General features: G+C 61.6%; 17 protein-coding genes. 10 read left to right on the top strand and 7 right to left on the bottom strand.

The window, feature by feature from the left end:
• Window positions 1-35: 35 nt before the first annotated feature.
• Both HFC70_RS05150 and hydA read left to right on the top strand, forming a co-directional pair.
• Complete coding sequence (locus HFC70_RS05150; RefSeq protein ID WP_168472130.1) at window positions 36-668, top strand: LysE family translocator; 633 nt, start codon at window positions 36-38, stop codon at window positions 666-668.
• An 18-nt stretch (window positions 669-686) separates the two neighbouring features.
• Entirely contained in the window at window positions 687-2144 is a 1458-nt protein-coding gene (gene hydA / locus HFC70_RS05145; protein ID WP_168472129.1) for a dihydropyrimidinase, read from the top strand.
• Window positions 2145-2377: 233 nt separating this feature from the next.
• Here hydA and HFC70_RS05140 read toward each other — a convergent pair whose 3' ends face one another.
• Complete coding sequence (locus HFC70_RS05140) at window positions 2378-2797, bottom strand: cupin domain-containing protein (RefSeq protein WP_168472128.1); 420 nt, start codon at window positions 2795-2797, stop codon at window positions 2378-2380.
• 124 nt (window positions 2798-2921) lie between these two features.
• On the opposite strand from HFC70_RS05140, the gene HFC70_RS05135 reads away from it, so the two are divergent.
• From HFC70_RS05135 to HFC70_RS05105, 7 genes are all read left to right on the top strand, one after another.
• Window positions 2922-3713, top strand: a complete 792-nt coding sequence (locus HFC70_RS05135; protein WP_168472127.1) for an ABC transporter ATP-binding protein — start codon at window positions 2922-2924, stop codon at window positions 3711-3713.
• A gap of 363 nt (window positions 3714-4076) precedes the next feature.
• Entirely contained in the window at window positions 4077-4412 is a 336-nt protein-coding gene (locus HFC70_RS05130) for a hypothetical protein (protein ID WP_168472126.1), read from the top strand.
• Between the two features lie 2 nt (window positions 4413-4414).
• The gene (locus HFC70_RS05125; RefSeq protein ID WP_168472125.1) at window positions 4415-5299 is read left to right on the top strand and encodes an ABC transporter permease; all 885 of its coding nucleotides are present in this window, start codon (window positions 4415-4417) and stop codon (window positions 5297-5299) included.
• Complete coding sequence (locus tag HFC70_RS05120) at window positions 5296-6165, top strand: ABC transporter permease (RefSeq protein ID WP_168472124.1); 870 nt, start codon at window positions 5296-5298, stop codon at window positions 6163-6165. The genes HFC70_RS05125 and HFC70_RS05120 overlap by 4 nt, the downstream gene beginning before the upstream one ends.
• 22 nt (window positions 6166-6187) lie before the next feature.
• Window positions 6188-7180 carry an ABC transporter substrate-binding protein gene (locus HFC70_RS05115; RefSeq protein WP_168472123.1) on the top strand — a complete coding sequence of 331 codons (993 nt, stop codon included), beginning with the start codon at window positions 6188-6190 and terminating at the stop codon, window positions 7178-7180.
• A gap of 422 nt (window positions 7181-7602) precedes the next feature.
• A complete protein-coding gene (locus HFC70_RS05110; RefSeq protein ID WP_246735659.1) occupies window positions 7603-8730 on the top strand; it encodes an efflux RND transporter periplasmic adaptor subunit in 1128 nt (375 codons plus the stop codon).
• 19 nt (window positions 8731-8749) lie between these two features.
• Window positions 8750-12073 (top strand): efflux RND transporter permease subunit, encoded by a 3324-nt coding sequence (locus HFC70_RS05105; protein WP_168472121.1) that lies wholly within the window; start codon window positions 8750-8752, stop codon window positions 12071-12073.
• Window positions 12074-12222: 149 nt separating this feature from the next.
• On the opposite strand, the gene HFC70_RS05100 is transcribed toward HFC70_RS05105, so the two are convergent.
• Window positions 12223-12867 carry a GNAT family N-acetyltransferase gene (locus tag HFC70_RS05100; protein WP_246735647.1) on the bottom strand — a complete coding sequence of 215 codons (645 nt, stop codon included), beginning with the start codon at window positions 12865-12867 and terminating at the stop codon, window positions 12223-12225.
• 325 nt (window positions 12868-13192) lie between these two features.
• Between HFC70_RS05100 and HFC70_RS05095 the strand changes: the two genes are divergently transcribed.
• Window positions 13193-13816, top strand: a complete 624-nt coding sequence (locus tag HFC70_RS05095; RefSeq protein ID WP_168472207.1) for a Crp/Fnr family transcriptional regulator — start codon at window positions 13193-13195, stop codon at window positions 13814-13816.
• 25 nt (window positions 13817-13841) lie between these two features.
• Here the strand turns inward: HFC70_RS05095 and ureG are convergent, their stop codons facing one another.
• The 5 genes from ureG to HFC70_RS05070 all read right to left on the bottom strand — a co-directional run bounded on the left by ureG (window position 13842) and on the right by HFC70_RS05070 (window position 17698).
• Window positions 13842-14453, bottom strand: a complete 612-nt coding sequence (ureG, locus tag HFC70_RS05090; protein ID WP_168472120.1) for an urease accessory protein UreG — start codon at window positions 14451-14453, stop codon at window positions 13842-13844.
• A 70-nt stretch (window positions 14454-14523) separates the two neighbouring features.
• A complete protein-coding gene (locus HFC70_RS05085; RefSeq protein ID WP_168472119.1) occupies window positions 14524-15195 on the bottom strand; it encodes an urease accessory protein UreF in 672 nt (223 codons plus the stop codon).
• A 6-nt stretch (window positions 15196-15201) separates the two neighbouring features.
• Window positions 15202-15699, bottom strand: coding sequence for an urease accessory protein UreE (ureE, locus tag HFC70_RS05080; RefSeq protein WP_168472118.1), 498 nt, complete (start codon window positions 15697-15699; stop codon window positions 15202-15204).
• 89 nt (window positions 15700-15788) lie between these two features.
• On the bottom strand, window positions 15789-16526 hold the full coding sequence (locus tag HFC70_RS05075) for a GGDEF domain-containing protein (RefSeq protein WP_168472117.1): 738 nt from the start codon (window positions 16524-16526) through the stop codon (window positions 15789-15791).
• A 635-nt stretch (window positions 16527-17161) separates the two neighbouring features.
• The gene (locus HFC70_RS05070; RefSeq protein ID WP_168472206.1) at window positions 17162-17698 is read right to left on the bottom strand and encodes a peroxiredoxin; all 537 of its coding nucleotides are present in this window, start codon (window positions 17696-17698) and stop codon (window positions 17162-17164) included.
• Between the last annotated feature and the right edge of the window lie 36 nt (window positions 17699-17734).

Here is a 17734-nt window from a genome sequence, read left to right as displayed (position 1 = left end):
CAGGTCTATCTATCGATCAACAAAGGGACGCATCCATGGATATTGCAACCATCATGACGTTTGTCGCGGTCACGACGCTGCTGGTGATCTCGCCCGGTCCGAACGGCGTCCTGATCGCCAGGACAGTGCCGACGTCCGGCAAGCTCGCGGGCTTTGCCAATATCGCCGGTTTCGTCAGTGCCTTCTATATGCACGGCACCTTCGTGCTCTTCGGCCTGTCGGTCATTCTGATGCGTTCCGCCGAACTTTTCCTCGCTGTGAAAATGATCGGCGCCGCCTATCTGTGCTGGGTCGGGGTAAAGGCCCTGCGCGAAGCGTGGCGCGGCACCATGCCGGTGCATGACATCGCTCCGGCCAGACGTCGTCGGACGCTGGTTGCCGCCTACTTCGAAGGCTTCGTCACCAATGCACTCAATCCCAAGGTCTCGATGTTCTATATAGCCGCCTTTCCGCAATTCGTGCCGCTCGGTCAAGCCACGGCCGGCAACATCTTTTTCCTGGTTTTCCTGCACTCCATGATCAACCTGGTGTGGTTTTCGGCCATGGTCATGGTTTTTTCCCATGTTGCCAAATATGCCCGCAGCGGCAAGTTCGAGCGTTGGATCAAGGCCGTGACCGGCGCCGTGTTCATTGGGTTTGGCCTGAAACTCGCAACGATGCGCGCCTGAAACAATCGGAGATCTACAATGTCCAGCACAGTCATCAAGGGCGGCACGATCGTCACCGCCGACCTCACCTACAAGGCCGATGTGAAGATCGACGGCGGCGTGATTGTCGAGATCGGGCAGAACCTTTCCGGCAATGAGACCCTCGATGCCACCGGCTGCTATGTCATGCCGGGCGGCATCGATCCGCATGTGCATCTGGAAATGCCCTTCATGGGCACCTACTCAGCCGACGATTTCGAGAGCGGCACACGCGCGGGCCTGGCAGGCGGCACCACCATGGTGGTCGACTTCTGTCTGCCGGCGCCCGACCAGTCGCTGCTCGACGCCCTGCAGATGTGGCACAACAAGACTAGCCGCGCCAATGCCGACTATTCCTTCCACATGGCGATCACCGGCTGGAACAACCAAGTCTTCGACGAGATGAAGACCGTCGTTCAGGACAAGGGCATCAACACCTTCAAGCATTTCATGGCCTACAAAGGCGCCCTGATGGTGAACGACGACGAGATGTTCGCCTCTTTCTCGCGTTGTGCCGAACTCGGCGCGCTGCCGCTGGTGCATGCCGAAAACGGCGACGTAGTGGCTGCCATGTCAGCCAAGCTTTTGGCCGAGGGCAACAATGGCCCCGAGGCGCATGCCTATTCGCGGCCGGCGGAAGTCGAGGGCGAAGCCACCAACCGCGCCATCATGCTGGCGGATATGGCCGGCGTGCCGCTCTATGTGGTGCACACCTCCTGCGAACAGAGCCACGAAGCGATCCGCCGCGCCCGGCAGAAGGGCATGCGCGTCTATGGCGAGCCGCTGATCCAGCATCTGACGCTCGACGAGAGCGAATATTTCAACAAGGACTGGGACCACGCCGCCCGCCGCGTCATGTCGCCCCCCTTCCGCAACAAGACGCATCAGGACAGTCTCTGGGCCGGCCTGCAGGCGGGCTCGCTGTCAGTCGTCGCCACCGACCACTGCGCCTTCACCACCGACCAGAAACGTTTTGGCGTCGGCGACTTCACCAAGATCCCCAACGGCACCGGCGGCCTTGAAGACCGCCTGCCGATGCTGTGGACCTATGGGGTGGCGACCGGCCGGTTGACGATGAACGAATTCGTCGCCGTCACCTCGACCAATATCGCCAAGATCCTCAACGTCTATCCGAAGAAAGGCGCCGTGCTGGTCGGCAGCGACGCCGACCTGGTGGTCTGGGATCCAAAACGCTCCAAGACCATCTCCGCCAAGACCCAGCAATCGGCGATCGACTACAACGTCTTTGAAGGCAAGGAAGTGACCGGCCTGCCGCGCTTCACGCTGACCCGCGGCAAAGTGGTGATCGAGGAAAGCACGGTGAAGACGCAGGAAGGCCACGGCCAGTTCGTCAAGCGCGAGCCTTATCCGGCCGTCAACAAGGCGCTGTCGACCTGGAAGGACCTGGTCTCGCCGCGCAAGGTGGAGCGATCGGGTATTCCGGCGAGTGGGGTTTGACGGACATAATGATAGCGGTGCTTGGCGTTACCCCCCTCTGCCCTGCCGGGCATCTCCCCCACACGGGGGGAGATCGGATGGAGCCGTCCGCTCGCCTTATCCGCAATCTCGGAAACCGGATTAGCGGGCAACGCGCCAGCGGCCGATCTCCCCCCGTGTGGGGGAGATGTCGCGGAGCGACAGAGGGGAGTAACCCCGCAAGTCACTCTGCTACGATTTGGCAGCACCGCTCCTCAGGCCGGCATCTCCACCAAAGCATCCAGCTCCGGCAAGAGCACAACACTTTCCTGCTCGTTGGGATCGGTGCGGGCGATCAGCGCCGTGCAGGGGGTGCTCGACAGGTTGGCCGGCAGATGCGGCACGCCGGCCGGGATGTAGAACAACTCGCCGGCATGCACGATGACATGATGCTCCAGCCGCTCGCCGTACCAGGTATGGGCCGAGCCCGACAGCATGTAGATCGCCGTCTCGTGGCTCTCGTGCAAATGCGCCTTGGCGCGGGTTCCAGGCGGCATGGTCAGCACATGCATGCAGATGCCCTTGGCACCCGTGCTTTCAGCCGAAATGCCGTGGAAATAGGACAGGCCCTGCTTGCCGTCATAGGTGGCGCCGGGCTTGACAATCCGGCAGGTGGGTTTTGATGCGTGGTCCATTCCTGAAATCCTCCTCACAAGGGCCCGTCACCACAAAGTCCGATAGGCCGCGACGCGTGCATGGCCTAATGATAGCACGCCAGATGCGTCGCGCATTTGCAAGAATTCCGATGGGTCCCGCTTGATGACATCCGCACCATTTTCCGTTGTTTCGGCCAAGAACCTCTGTCTGACCTTTCAGACCGGAGATGGACCAGTGCATGCCCTGTCGAATGTCGACCTGGAGGTCGGCAAAGGCGAATTCGTCTCCTTCATCGGCCCATCCGGCTGCGGCAAGACCACCTTCCTGCGGGTGATTGCCGATCTCGAAAAGCACACCAGCGGCACGATCACCGTCAATGGCATGACGCCGGAAAACGCCCGCAAGGACCGCTCCTACGGCTATGTCTTCCAGGCGGCGGCCCTTTATCCCTGGCGCACCATCGAAGACAATGTCGCCCTGCCCCTGGAGATCATGGGCTTTTCGCGCGACGAGCAGAAAAAACGGGTCGAACAGACGCTGGACCTCGTCAATCTCTCGGGCTTTGGCAAGAAATTCCCCTGGCAGCTCTCGGGCGGCATGCAGCAGCGTGCCTCGATCGCCCGGGCGCTCTCCTTCGATGCCGACCTGTTGCTGATGGACGAACCCTTCGGCGCGCTCGACGAGATCGTCCGCGACCATCTGAACGAACAACTGCTGAAACTCTGGGACCGCACCAACAAGACCATCTGCTTCGTCACCCATTCCATTCCCGAAGCGGTCTATCTCTCCACCAAGATCGTCGTCATGAGCCCCCGCCCCGGCCGCGTCACCGACATCATCGAATCGACGCTGCCGAAGGACCGCCCGCTCGGTATCCGCGAAACGCCGGAATTCCTGGAGATCGCCCATCGGGTTCGCGAAGGTTTGAGAGCGGGGCACAGTTATGAGGAATGATATCTTCGGATTGCCACTGAGCCTGGCCCTCTCCCCGTCCAAACGGGGAGAGGGTGGCGGCAGCTCAGGCGCAACGCGCGTTGCGCCGGGGATGAGGGGCCGATTTACCGGGCGTCGAAGGTCTGCGTTCCTGGCTACCCCCCTCTGTCCTGCCGGACACCTCCCCCTCAAGGGGGGAGATCAGCAAGAAGCGAGGCGCCGCCGCCTGATCGACGAGGCTTTTACCGTACGCGACAACAATCAACGGCTTTTCAGGCAAAGTCCCAACGTCGGCGGCCAATCTCCCCCCTTGAGGGGGAGATGTCACGGAGTGACAGAGGGGGGTGACTCCAACCTCGACAATCAAGCGCTGGAGCCACGCCCATGAACCCCGTCTTCCTCCTCTGGCTCGGCGCCGCCATGGTCGTTTTTCTGGCCGCCGCCACCGCCTCGCGGGCCTATATTGCCAGCAGCAATCTCTGGGTGCTCGGCGGATCGCTGGCGCTCTATTGCATCGGCAATCTGCTGATGGTGAAGCTGATGCGCGAAGGCGGGCTGGGGCTGGCGATATCCGCCTCTTCCGTCGCCCAGTTGCTGCTCATCAATGTGATTGCCTTCCTGGTGTTCGGCGAGCGCCTGACGCCCGTGCAGATCGCCGGCGTGGCGCTTGGCGTCGTGTCGATGGGGCTGATGCTCTATCCCTCCAGGGGCGGTGTCTGACCATGACCAAGCCCAGCCTGTTGCGCGACCGCATCCTGCCTGTCCTGTCCGTCATCCTGGCGATCCTCGTCCTCTGGCACCTGTGCGTGATCTACCTGAATGCGCCCTTCGTGCGCGACCAGGCGGCGCGCGCCGGTGAGACGATCAGCTTTGCTCAGGTGGTCGAGCGCAGCTTCGCCCAGGAGCGCCCGGTCCTGCCCGCCCCGCACCAGATCGCCATCGAACTCTGGGACACCACCGTCAACAAGGCGGTGACCTCCAAGCGCAGCCTCGTCTACCATGCCTGGATCACCCTGTCGGCGACGCTGGCCGGCTTTGCCATGGGCACCGTGCTCGGCATTGTTCTGGCCATCGGCATCGTCCACAACCGCGCCATGGACCGCTCGCTGATGCCCTGGGTGATTGCCAGCCAGACCATCCCGATCCTGGCCATCGCGCCGATGATCATCGTCGTGCTGAACGCCGTCGGCATCTCCGGCATCATGCCGAAGGCGCTGATCTCGACCTACCTGTCCTTCTTCCCGATCGTCGTCGGCATGGTGAAGGGCTTGCGCAGCCCCGACACCATCCTGATCGACCTGATGCATACATACTATGCCAGCCCTGCCCAGACCTTCTGGAAACTGCGCTGGCCGGCATCGATGCCCTATCTCTTCACCTCGTTGAAGGTGGCGATCGCCATTTCGCTGGTCGGCGCCATCGTCGGCGAATTGCCGACTGGCGCGGTCGCCGGCCTCGGCGCCCGCCTGCTGTCGGGCTCCTATTACGGCCAGACCATCCAGATCTGGGCAGCCCTGTTCATGGCCGCCGGCCTTGCCGCGGTTCTGGTATCGATCGTCGGCCTGGCCCACACCTCCGTCCTCAAGCGCATGGGGATCAAGCCATGACCGGCGCCTATCTGATCTTTGCGTTTGTGTTCTGGGGATCGGCCTGGGCGCTCAACGAATGGCTGGTGCGCCAGCGTTTTGCCCATGCCCCGACCCAGCGCGCGGTCAACATAACAGTGCCGGTGCTGTTCGGCGTGACGCTGCTGGTGATCTGGGAATGCGTGGTGCGCAGCTTTGCCATCCCCGCCATCCTGCTGCCGGCGCCGTCGATGATCTGGATCCGGCTGATCCATTCGCTGCCGATCCTCTGGGCCGATTTCCAGCAGACCTTCCTGAAAGCGGTGCTGACCGGCTATGTCGCCGGCTGCGGGCTCGGCTTCATCGCCGCCATCCTGATCGACCGCTCGCCCTTCCTGCAGAAGGGCCTGTTGCCGATCGGCAATTTCGTCTCCGCCCTGCCCGTCGTCGGCGTGGCGCCGATCATGGTCATGTGGTTCGGCTTCGACTGGCCGTCCAAGGTCGCCGTGGTGGTCATCATGACCTTCTTCCCCATGCTGGTGAACACCGTGCAGGGGTTGTCTGCCGCCAGCCACATGGAGCGCGACCTGATGCGCACCTATGCCGCCTCATGGTGGCAGACGCTGGTCAAGCTGCGGCTGCCCGCCGCATGGCCTTTCATCTTCAACGCCCTGAAGATCAATTCGACGCTGGCACTGATCGGCGCCATCGTGGCAGAATTCTTCGGCACCCCGATCGTCGGCATGGGGTTCCGGATTTCCACGGAAGTGGGGCGCAGCAATGTCGACATGGTCTGGGCCGAGATTGCGGTTGCCGCGCTCGCCGGCTCGGTCTTCTATGGCGTGGTGGCGCTCACCGAGCGCGCCGTCACGTTCTGGCATCCGTCTGTCCGTGGTGGACAGGCATAAACAAGAAGAGGGAACAAAGACAATGAAAACCAGGATTGCAACAGTGCTGCTGGCCAGCGCCGTGTCGCTGGTGGCGATGCAGGCGGCCGCCGCCGACAAGGTGACGCTGCAGCTGAAATGGGTGACCCAGGCGCAGTTCGCCGGTTATTATGCCGCCAAGGACAAGGGTTTCTACGAGGCGGAAGGCCTCGATGTCGAGATCAAGCCGGGCGGACCGGATATCGCCCCGGCCCAGGTTCTGGCCGGCGGCGGCGCCGACGTCATCGTCGACTGGATGCCGTCTGCTCTCGCCACCCGCGAAAAGGGCGTTCCGCTCGTCAACATCGCCCAGCCGTTCAAGTCTTCCGGCATGATGCTGACCTGCCTGAAGGAAACCGGCATCACCAAGCCGGAAGATTTCAAGGGCAAGACCCTCGGCGTCTGGTTCTTCGGCAACGAATATCCCTTCCTATCGTGGATGGCGACTCTCGGCATCAAGACCGACGGTTCGCCGGACGGCGTGACGGTCCTCAAGCAGGGCTTCAACGTCGATCCGCTGCTCCAGAAGCAGGCGGCCTGCATCTCGACCATGACCTATAACGAATACTGGCAGGTCATTGATGCCGGCATCAAGGCGGAAGACCTCGTCACCTTCAAATATGAAGACGAAGGCGTCGCAACGCTCGAGGACGGTCTCTACGCGCTCGAAGACAAGCTCGCCGACCCGGCCTTCAAGGAGAAGATGGTCAAGTTCGTCCGCGCTTCGATGAAGGGCTGGAAATGGGCCGAGGAAAATCCGGATGACGCCGCCGACATCGTTCTCGAAAACGATGCCTCGGGTGCCCAGACGGAAAGCCACCAGAAGCGCATGATGGGCGAAGTCGCCAAGCTGACCGCCGGCTCCAACGGCGCCCTCGACAAGGCCGACTACGACCGCACGGTCAAAACCTTGCTCGGCGGCGGATCGGATCCGGTCATCAGCAAGGAGCCGACAGGCGCCTTTACCACAGAGATCACCGCCGCCGCCCTGAAATAGGGGTTTAGCTAAGCTTTTATTTGAAAAAACTCGGGCGCGCGGGCTGTTGTTCGCGCGCCTTTTCTGTAGAACTTCCAGAGCCTGTTTGTTCTGTTACAAAACGACATAATTCTGCTGCCGAGCCTGATTGATTTGTGCGGCGCGGCGGCTTAAAATTTCAGCGACCAATTCCTTCGGAGCAGGCCTTGCAAGTCTATCGGGCCTTCCCAACTTAGGACATTGGAACGATCAAGCAGCAGCGCCGATGTGGAGGAGCAACGCAACGTCGCGTTACATTGCGCTGGTGGAGAGGAACTGCGGATTACGTCCTGCGCATCCGTATAGTTATATTTTACTACAATTATCCGAAATCTCGGAAGGGACCCATGGTTCGAGATCTGCACAAGACCGCAGCCGCGCTGATGACGATCGGCGCTCTGTACATGCCCGCACTGGCTCTCGCGCAAGAGCAGGCCGCAACGCCGTCAGCGCCCAAGCTGCCGTCCATTGTCGTGACCAAGGCCGAGACCCGGCAGATGGTCGATCGCATCGTTGCGACCGGCACGCTCAAGGCAGTCGAAGAAATCTATGTCCAGCCGCTGGTCGAAGGCCTGTCGATCAAATCCCTGAAGGCCGATATCGGCGACCGGGTCGTGGCCGATGGCATTCTGGCAACCTTGAACGTCGACGCGCTCATTCTGCAGAAGAGTCAGTACGAGGCCAACAAGGCGAAAGCCGAGGCCAGCGTCGCCCAGTACCAGGCGCAACTGATCGAGGCCCAGGCCAATCTCGACGACGCCATCCGCCAGCGCGACCGCACGGAAAAGCTCGGCCGCAACGGCACCAGTTCCATTTCGCAGGTCGAGCAGGCCCAGGCTACGGCAGACGTGGCGCAGGCGCGCCTCAATGCCGCCAAGCAGGCGGTGACCGTCGGCGAGGCCGATATCAAGGTGGTCGAAAGCCAGATCGCCGATATCGATCTCAACCTGGCCCGCACCGACGTCAAGGCGCCCTTCGGCGGTCTTGTTGCCTCGCGCAACGCCAAGATCGGCGCAATTGCAGCGGGTGCCGGCGAACCCTTGTTCACCATCATTCGCGACGGCCAGATCGAACTGGTCGCCGATATCTCGGAAACGGACGTGCTGCGCATCACCGTCGGCCAGAAGGCGATCGTCAAGGTGGCTGGCGCAAAGGAGCCCCTCAACGGTTCCGTTCGGCTGATTTCGCCGACCGTCGACGCCACGACAAGGCTTGCCGCCGTGCACATCGCCATCGACGATGACGAGCGCGCCCGCGCCGGCATGTATGGCAGCGCCGAGATCGTCATCGATCAGCAGGAAGGCATTGCCCTGCCGCTGTCGGCCGTCAACACCGACAAGGATGGCTCGACGGTCCGCGTCGTCAACGACGGCGTCGTCAAGCAGGTCAAGATCGAGACCGGCATTCAGGACGGCGCCTATGTCCAGGTGACGAACGGCATCGGCGGCAGCGACGAAGTCGTGGCCAAGGCCGGCGCCTTCGTGCGCGACGGCGACCACATCAACCCTGTCCGCGACCCGGCGGCGATGTAGACTTGAGAAGGACGCCTCGATGAATTTCTCAGCCTGGTCCATCCGCAATCCCATTGCGCCGCTGCTCGGTTTCTTCCTGCTGATGGTCGTCGGCACGCAGGCCTTCCTGGCGCTGCCGATCACCCGTTTTCCCAATATCGACGTGCCGCTCGTTGCCATCACCGTCACTCAGAGCGGCGCTTCGCCAGCCGAGCTGGAAATGCAGGTGACCAAGGAGATCGAGGACGCCGTCGCCAGCATCACCGGCGTCGACGAACTGTCATCGACGGTCACCGACGGCCAGTCCCAGACAGTCGTGATGTTCCGTATGGAAATCCCGACCGAACAGGCCGTGCAGGACGTCAAGGATGCCATCGACGAGATCAGGGGCGATCTGCCGGCTTCGGTCGACGAGCCGATCGTCTCCAAAGTCGATGTCGAAGGCCAGGCGATCCAGACCTTTGCGGTCTCCTCGCCCGACATGACCCTGGAAGAGCTGTCCTGGTTCGTCGATGATACCGTCAAGCGCGCTCTGCAGGGCCAGGCCGGCATCGGCCGTATCGACCGCTACGGCGGGGCCGACCGCGAAGTCCGCGTCGAACTCGATCCGGATCGGCTGAACGCCTATGGTATTACCGCCGCCGACGTCAACAGCCAGCTGCGCGGCACCAATCTCGATGTCGGTTCCGGCCGCGGCCAGGTGGCCGGCGCCGAACAGGCGATCCGCACGCTTGGCGATGCCCGCAACGTCTCGCAACTGGCCGACACGACCATTGCGCTTTCGGGCGGCCGCTTCGTAAAGCTGTCCGACCTCGGAACGGTCGAAGATACCTATGAGGAACAGAAATCCTTCTCGCGCTACGATGGCGCGCCGGTCGTCACCTTTGCCGTTTTCCGTGCAAAGGGTGCCAGCGAAGTCACCGTCGCCGAAACGGTCGGCAAAAGCCTTGATCAGGTCCGCGCCGAAAACCCTGACGTCGATATCGAGTTGATCAACGATTCGGTCTACTTCACCTACGGCAATTACGAAGCCGCGATGCATACGCTGCTGGAAGGCGCAATCCTTGCCGTCATCGTCGTCTTCCTCTTCCTGCGCAACTGGCGCGCCACGCTGATTTCGGCCATCGCCCTGCCTTTGTCCGCGATCCCGACCTTCTGGATCATGGACTTGATGGGCTTCTCGCTCAATCTCGTCAGCTTCCTGGCGCTGACCCTGGCGACCGGCATTCTCGTCGACGACGCCATCGTCGAGATCGAGAACATCGCCCGCCATATCAAGATGGGCAAATCGCCGTATCGCGCCGCCATCGAGGCTGCCGACGAAATCGGCCTGGCCGTCATCGCGACGACGTTTACCATCATCGCCGTCTTCGTGCCGGTATCGTTCATGCCGGGCATTCCCGGCCAGTACTTCATCCAGTTCGGCCTGACGGTCGCTTTCTCAGTGTTCTTCTCGCTGATGGTGGCGCGCCTGATCACGCCGCTGATGGCCGCCTACCTGATGCGGGCCGAAGACGGAATGGACGACCACCACGACAATGATAGCGCCTTCATGAAGGGCTATACGCGGTTGGTGCGCACCACGACGACCCATTGGTATGCGCGTTATGCGACGCTGATCGGAGCCTTCGCTTTCCTGATCGGATCGATGGCCCTCCTGGCCCAGGTTCCCGGCAGCTTTCTGCCGCCGGAAGACGCCGGCCGTGTCACGCTGTCGGTCGAACTGCCGCCCAATGCGACCCTTGCCGAAACCGAACGCAAGACCGACGAGATCTATGCCGCCGTCAAGGATCTCGACGGCGTCGAGAGCGTCTTCATTCTTGGGGGCGCCTCGCCGAAAGGCGACCTGGAACTGCGCCGCGCCAGCGTCACGCTCAACCTGCACAAGATCGAGCATTCGCTGCTGAAGACGCTGGTCAACAAGGGCCTCGGCAGCCTGCCGGTCGTCGGCCAGTATCTGCCGAAAATGCATGTCGAAGGCCGGACGCGCCCGCAATGGGATATCGAGCTCGAGGTTTTCGAAAAACTCCGACCGATCGCCGACATCCGCGTCCTGAAGCTCAACGACCGCGGCGAGCGCGACCTGGCCTTCAACTTCCTCTCCAAGAACGAGGAGGAACTGAACGACGCCGTCGGCCTGCTGGAAGCCAAGCTGCGCACCGTTCCGGTTCTGGCCAATGTCAGCGCCGAAGGCGCCCTGCCCCGCCCCGAACTGCAGATCCGGCCGCGCAAGGATGAGGCGGCTCGCCTCGGCATCACGCCGAACCAGATCGCCGAAACGGTTCGCGTCGCAACGATCGGCGACATCGATGCCGCCCTGTCGAAGATCTCGCTCGACAACCGTCTCATCCCGATCCGGGTGCAGGCCTCTCTGGACCTGCGCAGCGATCTGGCCGCCATCCGCGCCCTCAAGATCCAGACCGCGACGGGCGCCACGGTTCCCCTGTCCAGCGTCGCCGATATCGATTATTCGGAAGGCGTGAGCTCGATCAAGCGCAACAACCGCAACCGCGTCGTCACCATCGGCGCCGACCTGCCGCAGGGCGTCGCCCTCGACACGGCCTCGGCAGCCTTCCGCCAGACGGTGGACCAGGCCGGCCTTCCGGCAGGCGTGCGCCTAGCCGAAAGCGGCGACACCAAAGTGCAGAACGAAATGCAGCAAAGCTTCCTCAACGCCATGCTGCTCGGCGTGCTGCTGGTGCTGACCGTGCTGATCCTGCTGTTCAAGGACGTGATCCAGCCGTTCACCATCCTTCTGTCGCTACCGCTGGCCATCGGCGGCGTGGCGGCAGCGCTGATCATCACCGGCAACGCACTGTCGATGCCCGTGCTGATCGGCATCCTGATGCTGATGGGCATCGTCACCAAGAACGCCATCCTTCTGGTCGATTTCGCCATCGAAATGCGCCACCAGGGCATGCACCGCGTCGAAGCCATGGTGGAAGCCGGCCGCAAGCGCGCCCGGCCGATCATCATGACCTCGATCGCCATGTCGGCCGGCATGCTGCCCTCGGCGCTCGGCGTCGGCGAAGGCGGCTCGTTCCGCGCACCGATGGCGATTGCCGTGATCGGCGGCATCATCGTGTCGACGGTCATGAGCCTGCTGGTCGTTCCGGCCTTCTTCCTGATCATGGACGACCTGTCCCGCCTGCTCGGCTGGCTGTTCAGCCGCATGGTCGGCAAGAAGGAACAGGAACCGGAGGCCCTGCCACCGGAGGCGTTGACCGAACTGGCAAAGACCAATCGCCAGGCCCTGACCTCGATGGAGGAACGCCTGACGGCGATGGAAAAACGCCAGGAAGCCACCCGCCGCGCCCAGGAACCGATCCGCATCGTTCCAAGACCGCCGCTGGCCGCCGAGTAACGGCGCCACGGCAAGCGCCAAGAGAGACGACGACACAAGAGCCGGGTTCATTCCGGCTCTTTTCATCTGGTTGAACAACCCGCTCAGAAGCGATCAGGTCAGCTGTCCAGTGGCCAGCCTGGTGTAAATTTTGTGGGATTGGCTAATCTCTAGAATGTCTTCTTCAGCCATATACAGGCATGACCGGGAGGAAGCCCTTCGATCCGACCAAATTCCTCATAACCGTTCTGGCGGTAGAAATCCGGCGCCTGGAAGCTGAACGTATCCACATAGGCTCCAAGGCAGCCGCGCTGGCGCGCCGCGTCTTCTGCCTTGGTTATGAGATGTCGGCCGATGCCATGGCCGCGTGCCGAAGAGGACACCCAAAGCCAGTCAATGAACAGCCACGCGTAGAATGTCCGGCCTTTGAGTCCACCGCAAACGCTGCCGTCGCTGCCACGGGCGATGACCCATAAATCCTCGGCATTGTCCGGGCCAGCCCGCTCGGCATTGAAGATATCGAGCCCCTCGTCGATGAGCCGTTGTACGTCTTTGTCTGGCGCGGTCTCGATCTCGATTTGGATCGTCAATGTCTGTTTGGCCTCCATGGTCCAGTCGCTCTTCTTGTCGCAAGAGCCGCAATATCTGTCGATCTGCAGAATGCTTCGCAATGATAATTCCGGCAAGCCGGACGGCCCGGAATACCCAAGCAGCATGAGGGCGCTATCGCGCTTTGCCTGGGCTCCCCATTCCGGTTCGGACAGACAGGGCTGAATCCGGCCCCTTAGCCATGCCCCTACCCCGCTGTTCTTCAAAAATCTGACATGAGACCTCAGGGCTATTGATCGAAATCAACTCGCCTGCGTTTTTGCTGTCCTATTCTGACGGCTGTTGAGGAATGCGTGACCTGCCCAAGTGCTGCCATTGCCGAAGGGAGGACATCCCGCGCCATCAGTCTTTCGATCGTGAGAGCCAACCGTGATCGTGGCGCGTGTCGCTGTTTTTTCCTCACTGAGATTTGGGCGTCGTTGGGAAAGGCATGGCGCTCTTCGGACCGCCGCTTGAAGGAGCCGGGAAGCCGTGAACAAGGTTTTGAAATTGAACACACGCGATAGAAATATCCTGCTCAAGACTCCGCTGATGGCGTCGCTCGGTCCGAACGCATTGGCGCGCATGATGGACATCGCGACCGTCACCAGCTACGAGGCGCGCGACCTACTGTTCCGCGACGGCGAGGCGGCGGACTATTTCTATTGCGTTCTGAGCGGCTATGTCCGTCTCTACCGGCTGAACAAGGACGGCCGCGAAGCCGATATCCGCATCTGCGGCCCTGGCGACACCTTTGCGGAATGCCTTCTCTCGGTGGGCGACACCTATTACTACAATAGCCAGGCGGCTGAAAACGTCACGGTGGCACGGTTCGAGCTGCAGAAGGTTCGTGCCCTCGCCGAACAGGAAAAGGACGTGGCGAAAGCCATCATCCAGTGCCTGTCCAACTATCTGCGCAGCACCATGGACTGCATCGCCAATGACCGGCTGCAGACGGCACCGCAGCGCGTCGCGCAATATCTTCTCGACAATTGCCCGAGCGACAGCGCGTCCGCTTCCATCCGCCTGCCTTTCCAGAAGAGCCTGCTGGCCGGCAAGCTGGGTCTGGCGCCGGAAGCGCTGTCCCGCGCCTTCTCGGCCCTGCGCCGGGCCGGCGTGACCGTGCGCGGCCGGATCATCCAGATCAGCGATATCAGCGCCCTGAAGCAGATCTGACAAGCAACGGTCTGGGCCTGATGTTTCAGAGCCCGCCGCTGTCCTTCAGGAAGCGAACGATTTCCTCGACGCCCGCTCCTCTCTTCATGTCAGAAAACAGGAAGGGTTTTGCGTCGCGCATGCGATGTGCGTCCCGCTCCATGACATCGAGATCCACTTCGACATGCGGTGCCAGGTCCTTCTTGTTGATCACCAGCAGGTCGGATCGGGTAATGCCCGGACCGCCCTTGCGCGGAATCTCCTCCCCCTGACAGACCGATATGACATAGATCGTCAGATCCGCCAGATCGGGCGAAAACGTCGCAGCCAGATTGTCGCCGCCCGACTCGATGAAGACGATGTCGAGATCGGGGAACCGTTGCGTCAGGTCGGCGATCGCCTGCAGATTGATCGTCGCGTCCTCGCGGATCGCCGTATGGGGGCAGCCGCCGGTTTCCACCCCCACAACCCGGTCGGACGACAGCGCCTGCATGCGCACCAGCGCTTCGGCATCCTCGCGGGTATAGATGTCATTGGTCACCACGGCGACGGAATACTCGTCGCGCATCGCCTTGCAGAGCTTTTCCGTCAGGGCCGTCTTGCCGGAGCCGACCGGTCCGCCGATACCAACGCGCAAGGGTCCATTCGCCGATTTCATCGTCTCAATCCTTGTTGAACGACTGCCGTAGCAGCCCCATTGTTCTGAAGACGCTTAGCCGCCCGAAGTCTTACGAGCGAAACAGCCGCGTCCCTTGAATTTCGTGCCCCAGCGCGGCGATATCCGCCCGGATCGTCGCGCTCCCGAGATCCTCGAGCGTTGAGGCTGCACCTCGCCGCGCCACCGACTCCAGCAGCGGCTCAAGGTCGGCGACAATCGCCACCCCCTGCCGCTGACCCGCCACGCCAAGCCGGATCCCGGCCGAGACCAGTTGCGAGACGGCGGCATGCAGATAGGCACCGATCGCCTGACTGGCCGCTATGCCATGGGCACCAGCGACGGCGCCGACCGCCACAGGATATGCCGTCCTTTGCGGCAGCAGGCGAAAGACATCCGAAGGCCAGGCCCCTGCCGCCTCAAGAAAGGCACTGCCCAATGCCATGGTCTCGGCATGCCGTTCACGCGAACCCGCAAGCGCCTCGGCAAGCTCGGCCACGGCGCCCAGCCGACCGGCATCCGCATGGGCAGAATGCGCCTCGTTAAGCAAGACGGCATCGTTCCAGGCCGAACCATGGTCGATCAGCGCCGCGATCCAGTCGCGCAGGCCATGCTCGCCGGCCAGCAGCCCATCGGCCGCCGCCCGTTCCAGCCCGCCGGAATAGGCAAAGGCACCGACGGGAAAAGCCGGCGACAGCCAGGCCATCAGCCGCAGCAGGCTGCGCATGTCGGTCGCCTCGCTCATATCAAGTCAATCGGCATCGGGCGTATGAACGGCTGCATGGTCGTGGCCGCTCTTTGCGCCATGGCCATGGCCCGGTGTGTGATAAGCGCCGCGCATCGGCTGGAACGGCTCGATCACCTCGCTGACCTCGGCGCCCAGGCCCTTCAGCATGGCGGCAATGACGTGATCGCGCTGGATCAGGATGCGACCCGTTTCGATCTGCGCCTGCAGATGCCGATTGCCCAGATGCCAAGCAAGCTCGACCAGATGCAGGGGATCGCGCGGCAGGATCGAAAGCAATCGCTCTTCTGCGGCATGAATCTCGACCAGATCGCCATTGTCGAGCACCAGCCGATCGCCATGAGCAAACAGCACCGGCTCCTTCAGATCGAGCATGACCATGTCGCCATTGTCGAGATGCAGCAGTTTGCGCCGCAGATGGCGCTCGTCATGGGCGAGGATGACGGTCGCGACAGGAAATTCGCTGGAGGTTCCGGCGGTGAGATAGGAGGTAACGCGCTGCATTTGCACTCCGATTTGGCAGAGCAGAACCATGCAAAATATAGCGCCATCCTGCAACAGGAAGTTTGCATGCCATCGCCGCGGTCGAGACCTCAGGAGCCGTTTGCAGCTTCCTTGAGCGGCGATTCGAACAGGGCGACGCCATCGTCTTCGTGCACCACCCGGTTGCGTCCGCCGGCCTTGGCCAGATAGAGCGCCCGGTCGGCCGACGAATAGATCGCCTCCTTGCGCCGGCCGCTGCGGATCTCGGCAATACCGGCCGAAATCGTCGTCGAAATGACCGCGCCGTCGAGCGTCAGGATCCGGCCGGCAATCGCCCTCCGCACCTCTTCCACCATCGCCAGGCGGCTTTCCGGCGTGCCGCCATGAATGATCACGCCGAACTCCTCGCCCCCCAGCCGGGCGGTCACGTGACGATCGCCAAACACGTCGCGCAGGATGCCCGACACCGCCTGAATGACCGTATCTCCGGCGCAATGGCCATGGCCGTCATTGATCGATTTGAAGCGGTCGAGGTCAAGGATCGCCAGGGATGCGGGACCGGCTGTATCATCCAGAAGTTCGGAAAAAGCCCGCCGGTTAAGAAGGCCCGACAGCATGTCGGTGCGGCTCAGAAGCTCGAATTCGGCTTTCGACAGCGACAATTGCCGGATCATATGGCCGGTCAGGATGCCGAGCACACCGGAAACCACGCCCACAACCAGCCAGGACATCACGACGCTGAGCCGGATCGCATCGCCAAGCGCCATCGGCACGAGACCAAGCGCGTGAGAGATCGGCAGCACGATGAGATTCAGTATAAAAGACAGAAGAACGGCTCTGAATGCCATTTTCAGGGCGAATCCATAGACTGCCCTCTTCGTCGTGAAGCTCCCGAGATCGACCTGAAGCAATATCCAGTCCTTGAACAAATGCACCTTGTCGCTCCTCGTTCCTTGCCTCCATCGAATAGGAGCCTTTTATTGGCGTATCCCTAAAACAATCCGTAAAATGCCCACAAAGCCCAAAATAGTTTAATTATCCACATCGCTAAAATATCATACCATCCCAGATTGCATTTTGGCACACCGCCACCGCAACAAACCGTGCCGATAAAGCGATATCTACGCATTGATTACGAAAGCAACACAAAATATTCGTTTGCAGCATATCTGCCGGCCACCGAAATTCAATCGAAGATTGCAAACGTTATATTCAAACGCTGGGACGATATTGTTCCATTTCCGAGCGGCGCCCGTTAACACTTATGCCCAATTGGGCAAGTCTGCCGGCAAGACGGGACGACGGGCGAAAGTCACATCAAGGCAGACGTAGCGCGTCAAAATCGAGGCGCCCGGCAGCCGATATCCGGCCGGTGCTTGGCGCCTGTATCTGTCCAGCCGCTCTTGCCTGTACCAGGCGATAGCAGGCAACAAAAAACCCGGCCGCGGCCGGGTCTCTGTAAGCGCAATATCGGAAGACTGTATCAAGCCGCCTTCTTGTCCTTGAGCTTTTCCAGGATGTTCTGCGGCGAGGACACGCCATAGGGATCGCTGTCGCAATTGTCCGAATAGCCTTCTTCCTCGAACCACTGCTCGACAATGCCATCGTTGATGACGGCGGCATAGCGCCAGGAGCGCATGCCGAAGCCGAGATTGTCCTTGGAGACCAGCATGCCCATCTTGCGGGTAAACTCGCCCGAGCCGTCCGGGATCAGCTTGACGTGGTCGAGATTCTGCGACTTGCCCCAGGCATTCATCACAAACGCGTCATTGACGGAGATGCAGTAGATCTCGTCGACGCCTTCGGCCTTGAACTGCTCGTACATCTTCTCGAAGTCCGGCAGCTGGAAGGTCGAGCAGGTCGGGGTAAAGGCGCCCGGCAGCGAGAACAGCACGACGCGCTTGCCGGCAAAATAATCGTCGGAGGTCTTGTCTTCCCAGCGGAAGGGATTCGGGCCGCCAACGGCCTCGTCGCGAATACGCGTGCGGAAGGTGACAAACGGAACTTTCTTGCCGATCAACATCAATAATCTCCTTGGAGTAAGGGCCGCGACGCC

This window comes from Agrobacterium sp. a22-2 (genome assembly GCF_012276985.1).
Taxonomy (GTDB): domain Bacteria; phylum Pseudomonadota; class Alphaproteobacteria; order Rhizobiales; family Rhizobiaceae; genus Allorhizobium.
Note: the sequence above shows the minus strand (reverse complement) of the source record. Positions and strands in the feature narration are given on the sequence as shown.

Coding starts and splice junctions, on each gene's coding strand:
- HFC70_RS05140 (WP_168472128.1), bottom strand. CDS start 2,797: ATGGACCACGCATCAAAACCCACCTGCCGGATTGTCAAGCCCGGCGCC.
- HFC70_RS05105 (WP_168472121.1), top strand. CDS start 8,750: ATGAATTTCTCAGCCTGGTCCATCCGCAATCCCATTGCGCCGCTGCTC.
- HFC70_RS05085 (WP_168472119.1), bottom strand. CDS start 15,195: ATGAGCGAGGCGACCGACATGCGCAGCCTGCTGCGGCTGATGGCCTGG.
- HFC70_RS05150 (WP_168472130.1), top strand. CDS start 36: ATGGATATTGCAACCATCATGACGTTTGTCGCGGTCACGACGCTGCTG.
- HFC70_RS05120 (WP_168472124.1), top strand. CDS start 5,296: ATGACCGGCGCCTATCTGATCTTTGCGTTTGTGTTCTGGGGATCGGCC.
- HFC70_RS05125 (WP_168472125.1), top strand. CDS start 4,415: ATGACCAAGCCCAGCCTGTTGCGCGACCGCATCCTGCCTGTCCTGTCC.
- ureG (WP_168472120.1), bottom strand. CDS start 14,453: ATGAAATCGGCGAATGGACCCTTGCGCGTTGGTATCGGCGGACCGGTC.
- HFC70_RS05075 (WP_168472117.1), bottom strand. CDS start 16,526: ATGGCATTCAGAGCCGTTCTTCTGTCTTTTATACTGAATCTCATCGTG.
- ureE (WP_168472118.1), bottom strand. CDS start 15,699: ATGCAGCGCGTTACCTCCTATCTCACCGCCGGAACCTCCAGCGAATTT.
- HFC70_RS05135 (WP_168472127.1), top strand. CDS start 2,922: ATGACATCCGCACCATTTTCCGTTGTTTCGGCCAAGAACCTCTGTCTG.
- HFC70_RS05110 (WP_246735659.1), top strand. CDS start 7,603: ATGCCCGCACTGGCTCTCGCGCAAGAGCAGGCCGCAACGCCGTCAGCG.
- hydA (WP_168472129.1), top strand. CDS start 687: ATGTCCAGCACAGTCATCAAGGGCGGCACGATCGTCACCGCCGACCTC.
- HFC70_RS05115 (WP_168472123.1), top strand. CDS start 6,188: ATGAAAACCAGGATTGCAACAGTGCTGCTGGCCAGCGCCGTGTCGCTG.
- HFC70_RS05095 (WP_168472207.1), top strand. CDS start 13,193: ATGGCGTCGCTCGGTCCGAACGCATTGGCGCGCATGATGGACATCGCG.
- HFC70_RS05130 (WP_168472126.1), top strand. CDS start 4,077: ATGAACCCCGTCTTCCTCCTCTGGCTCGGCGCCGCCATGGTCGTTTTT.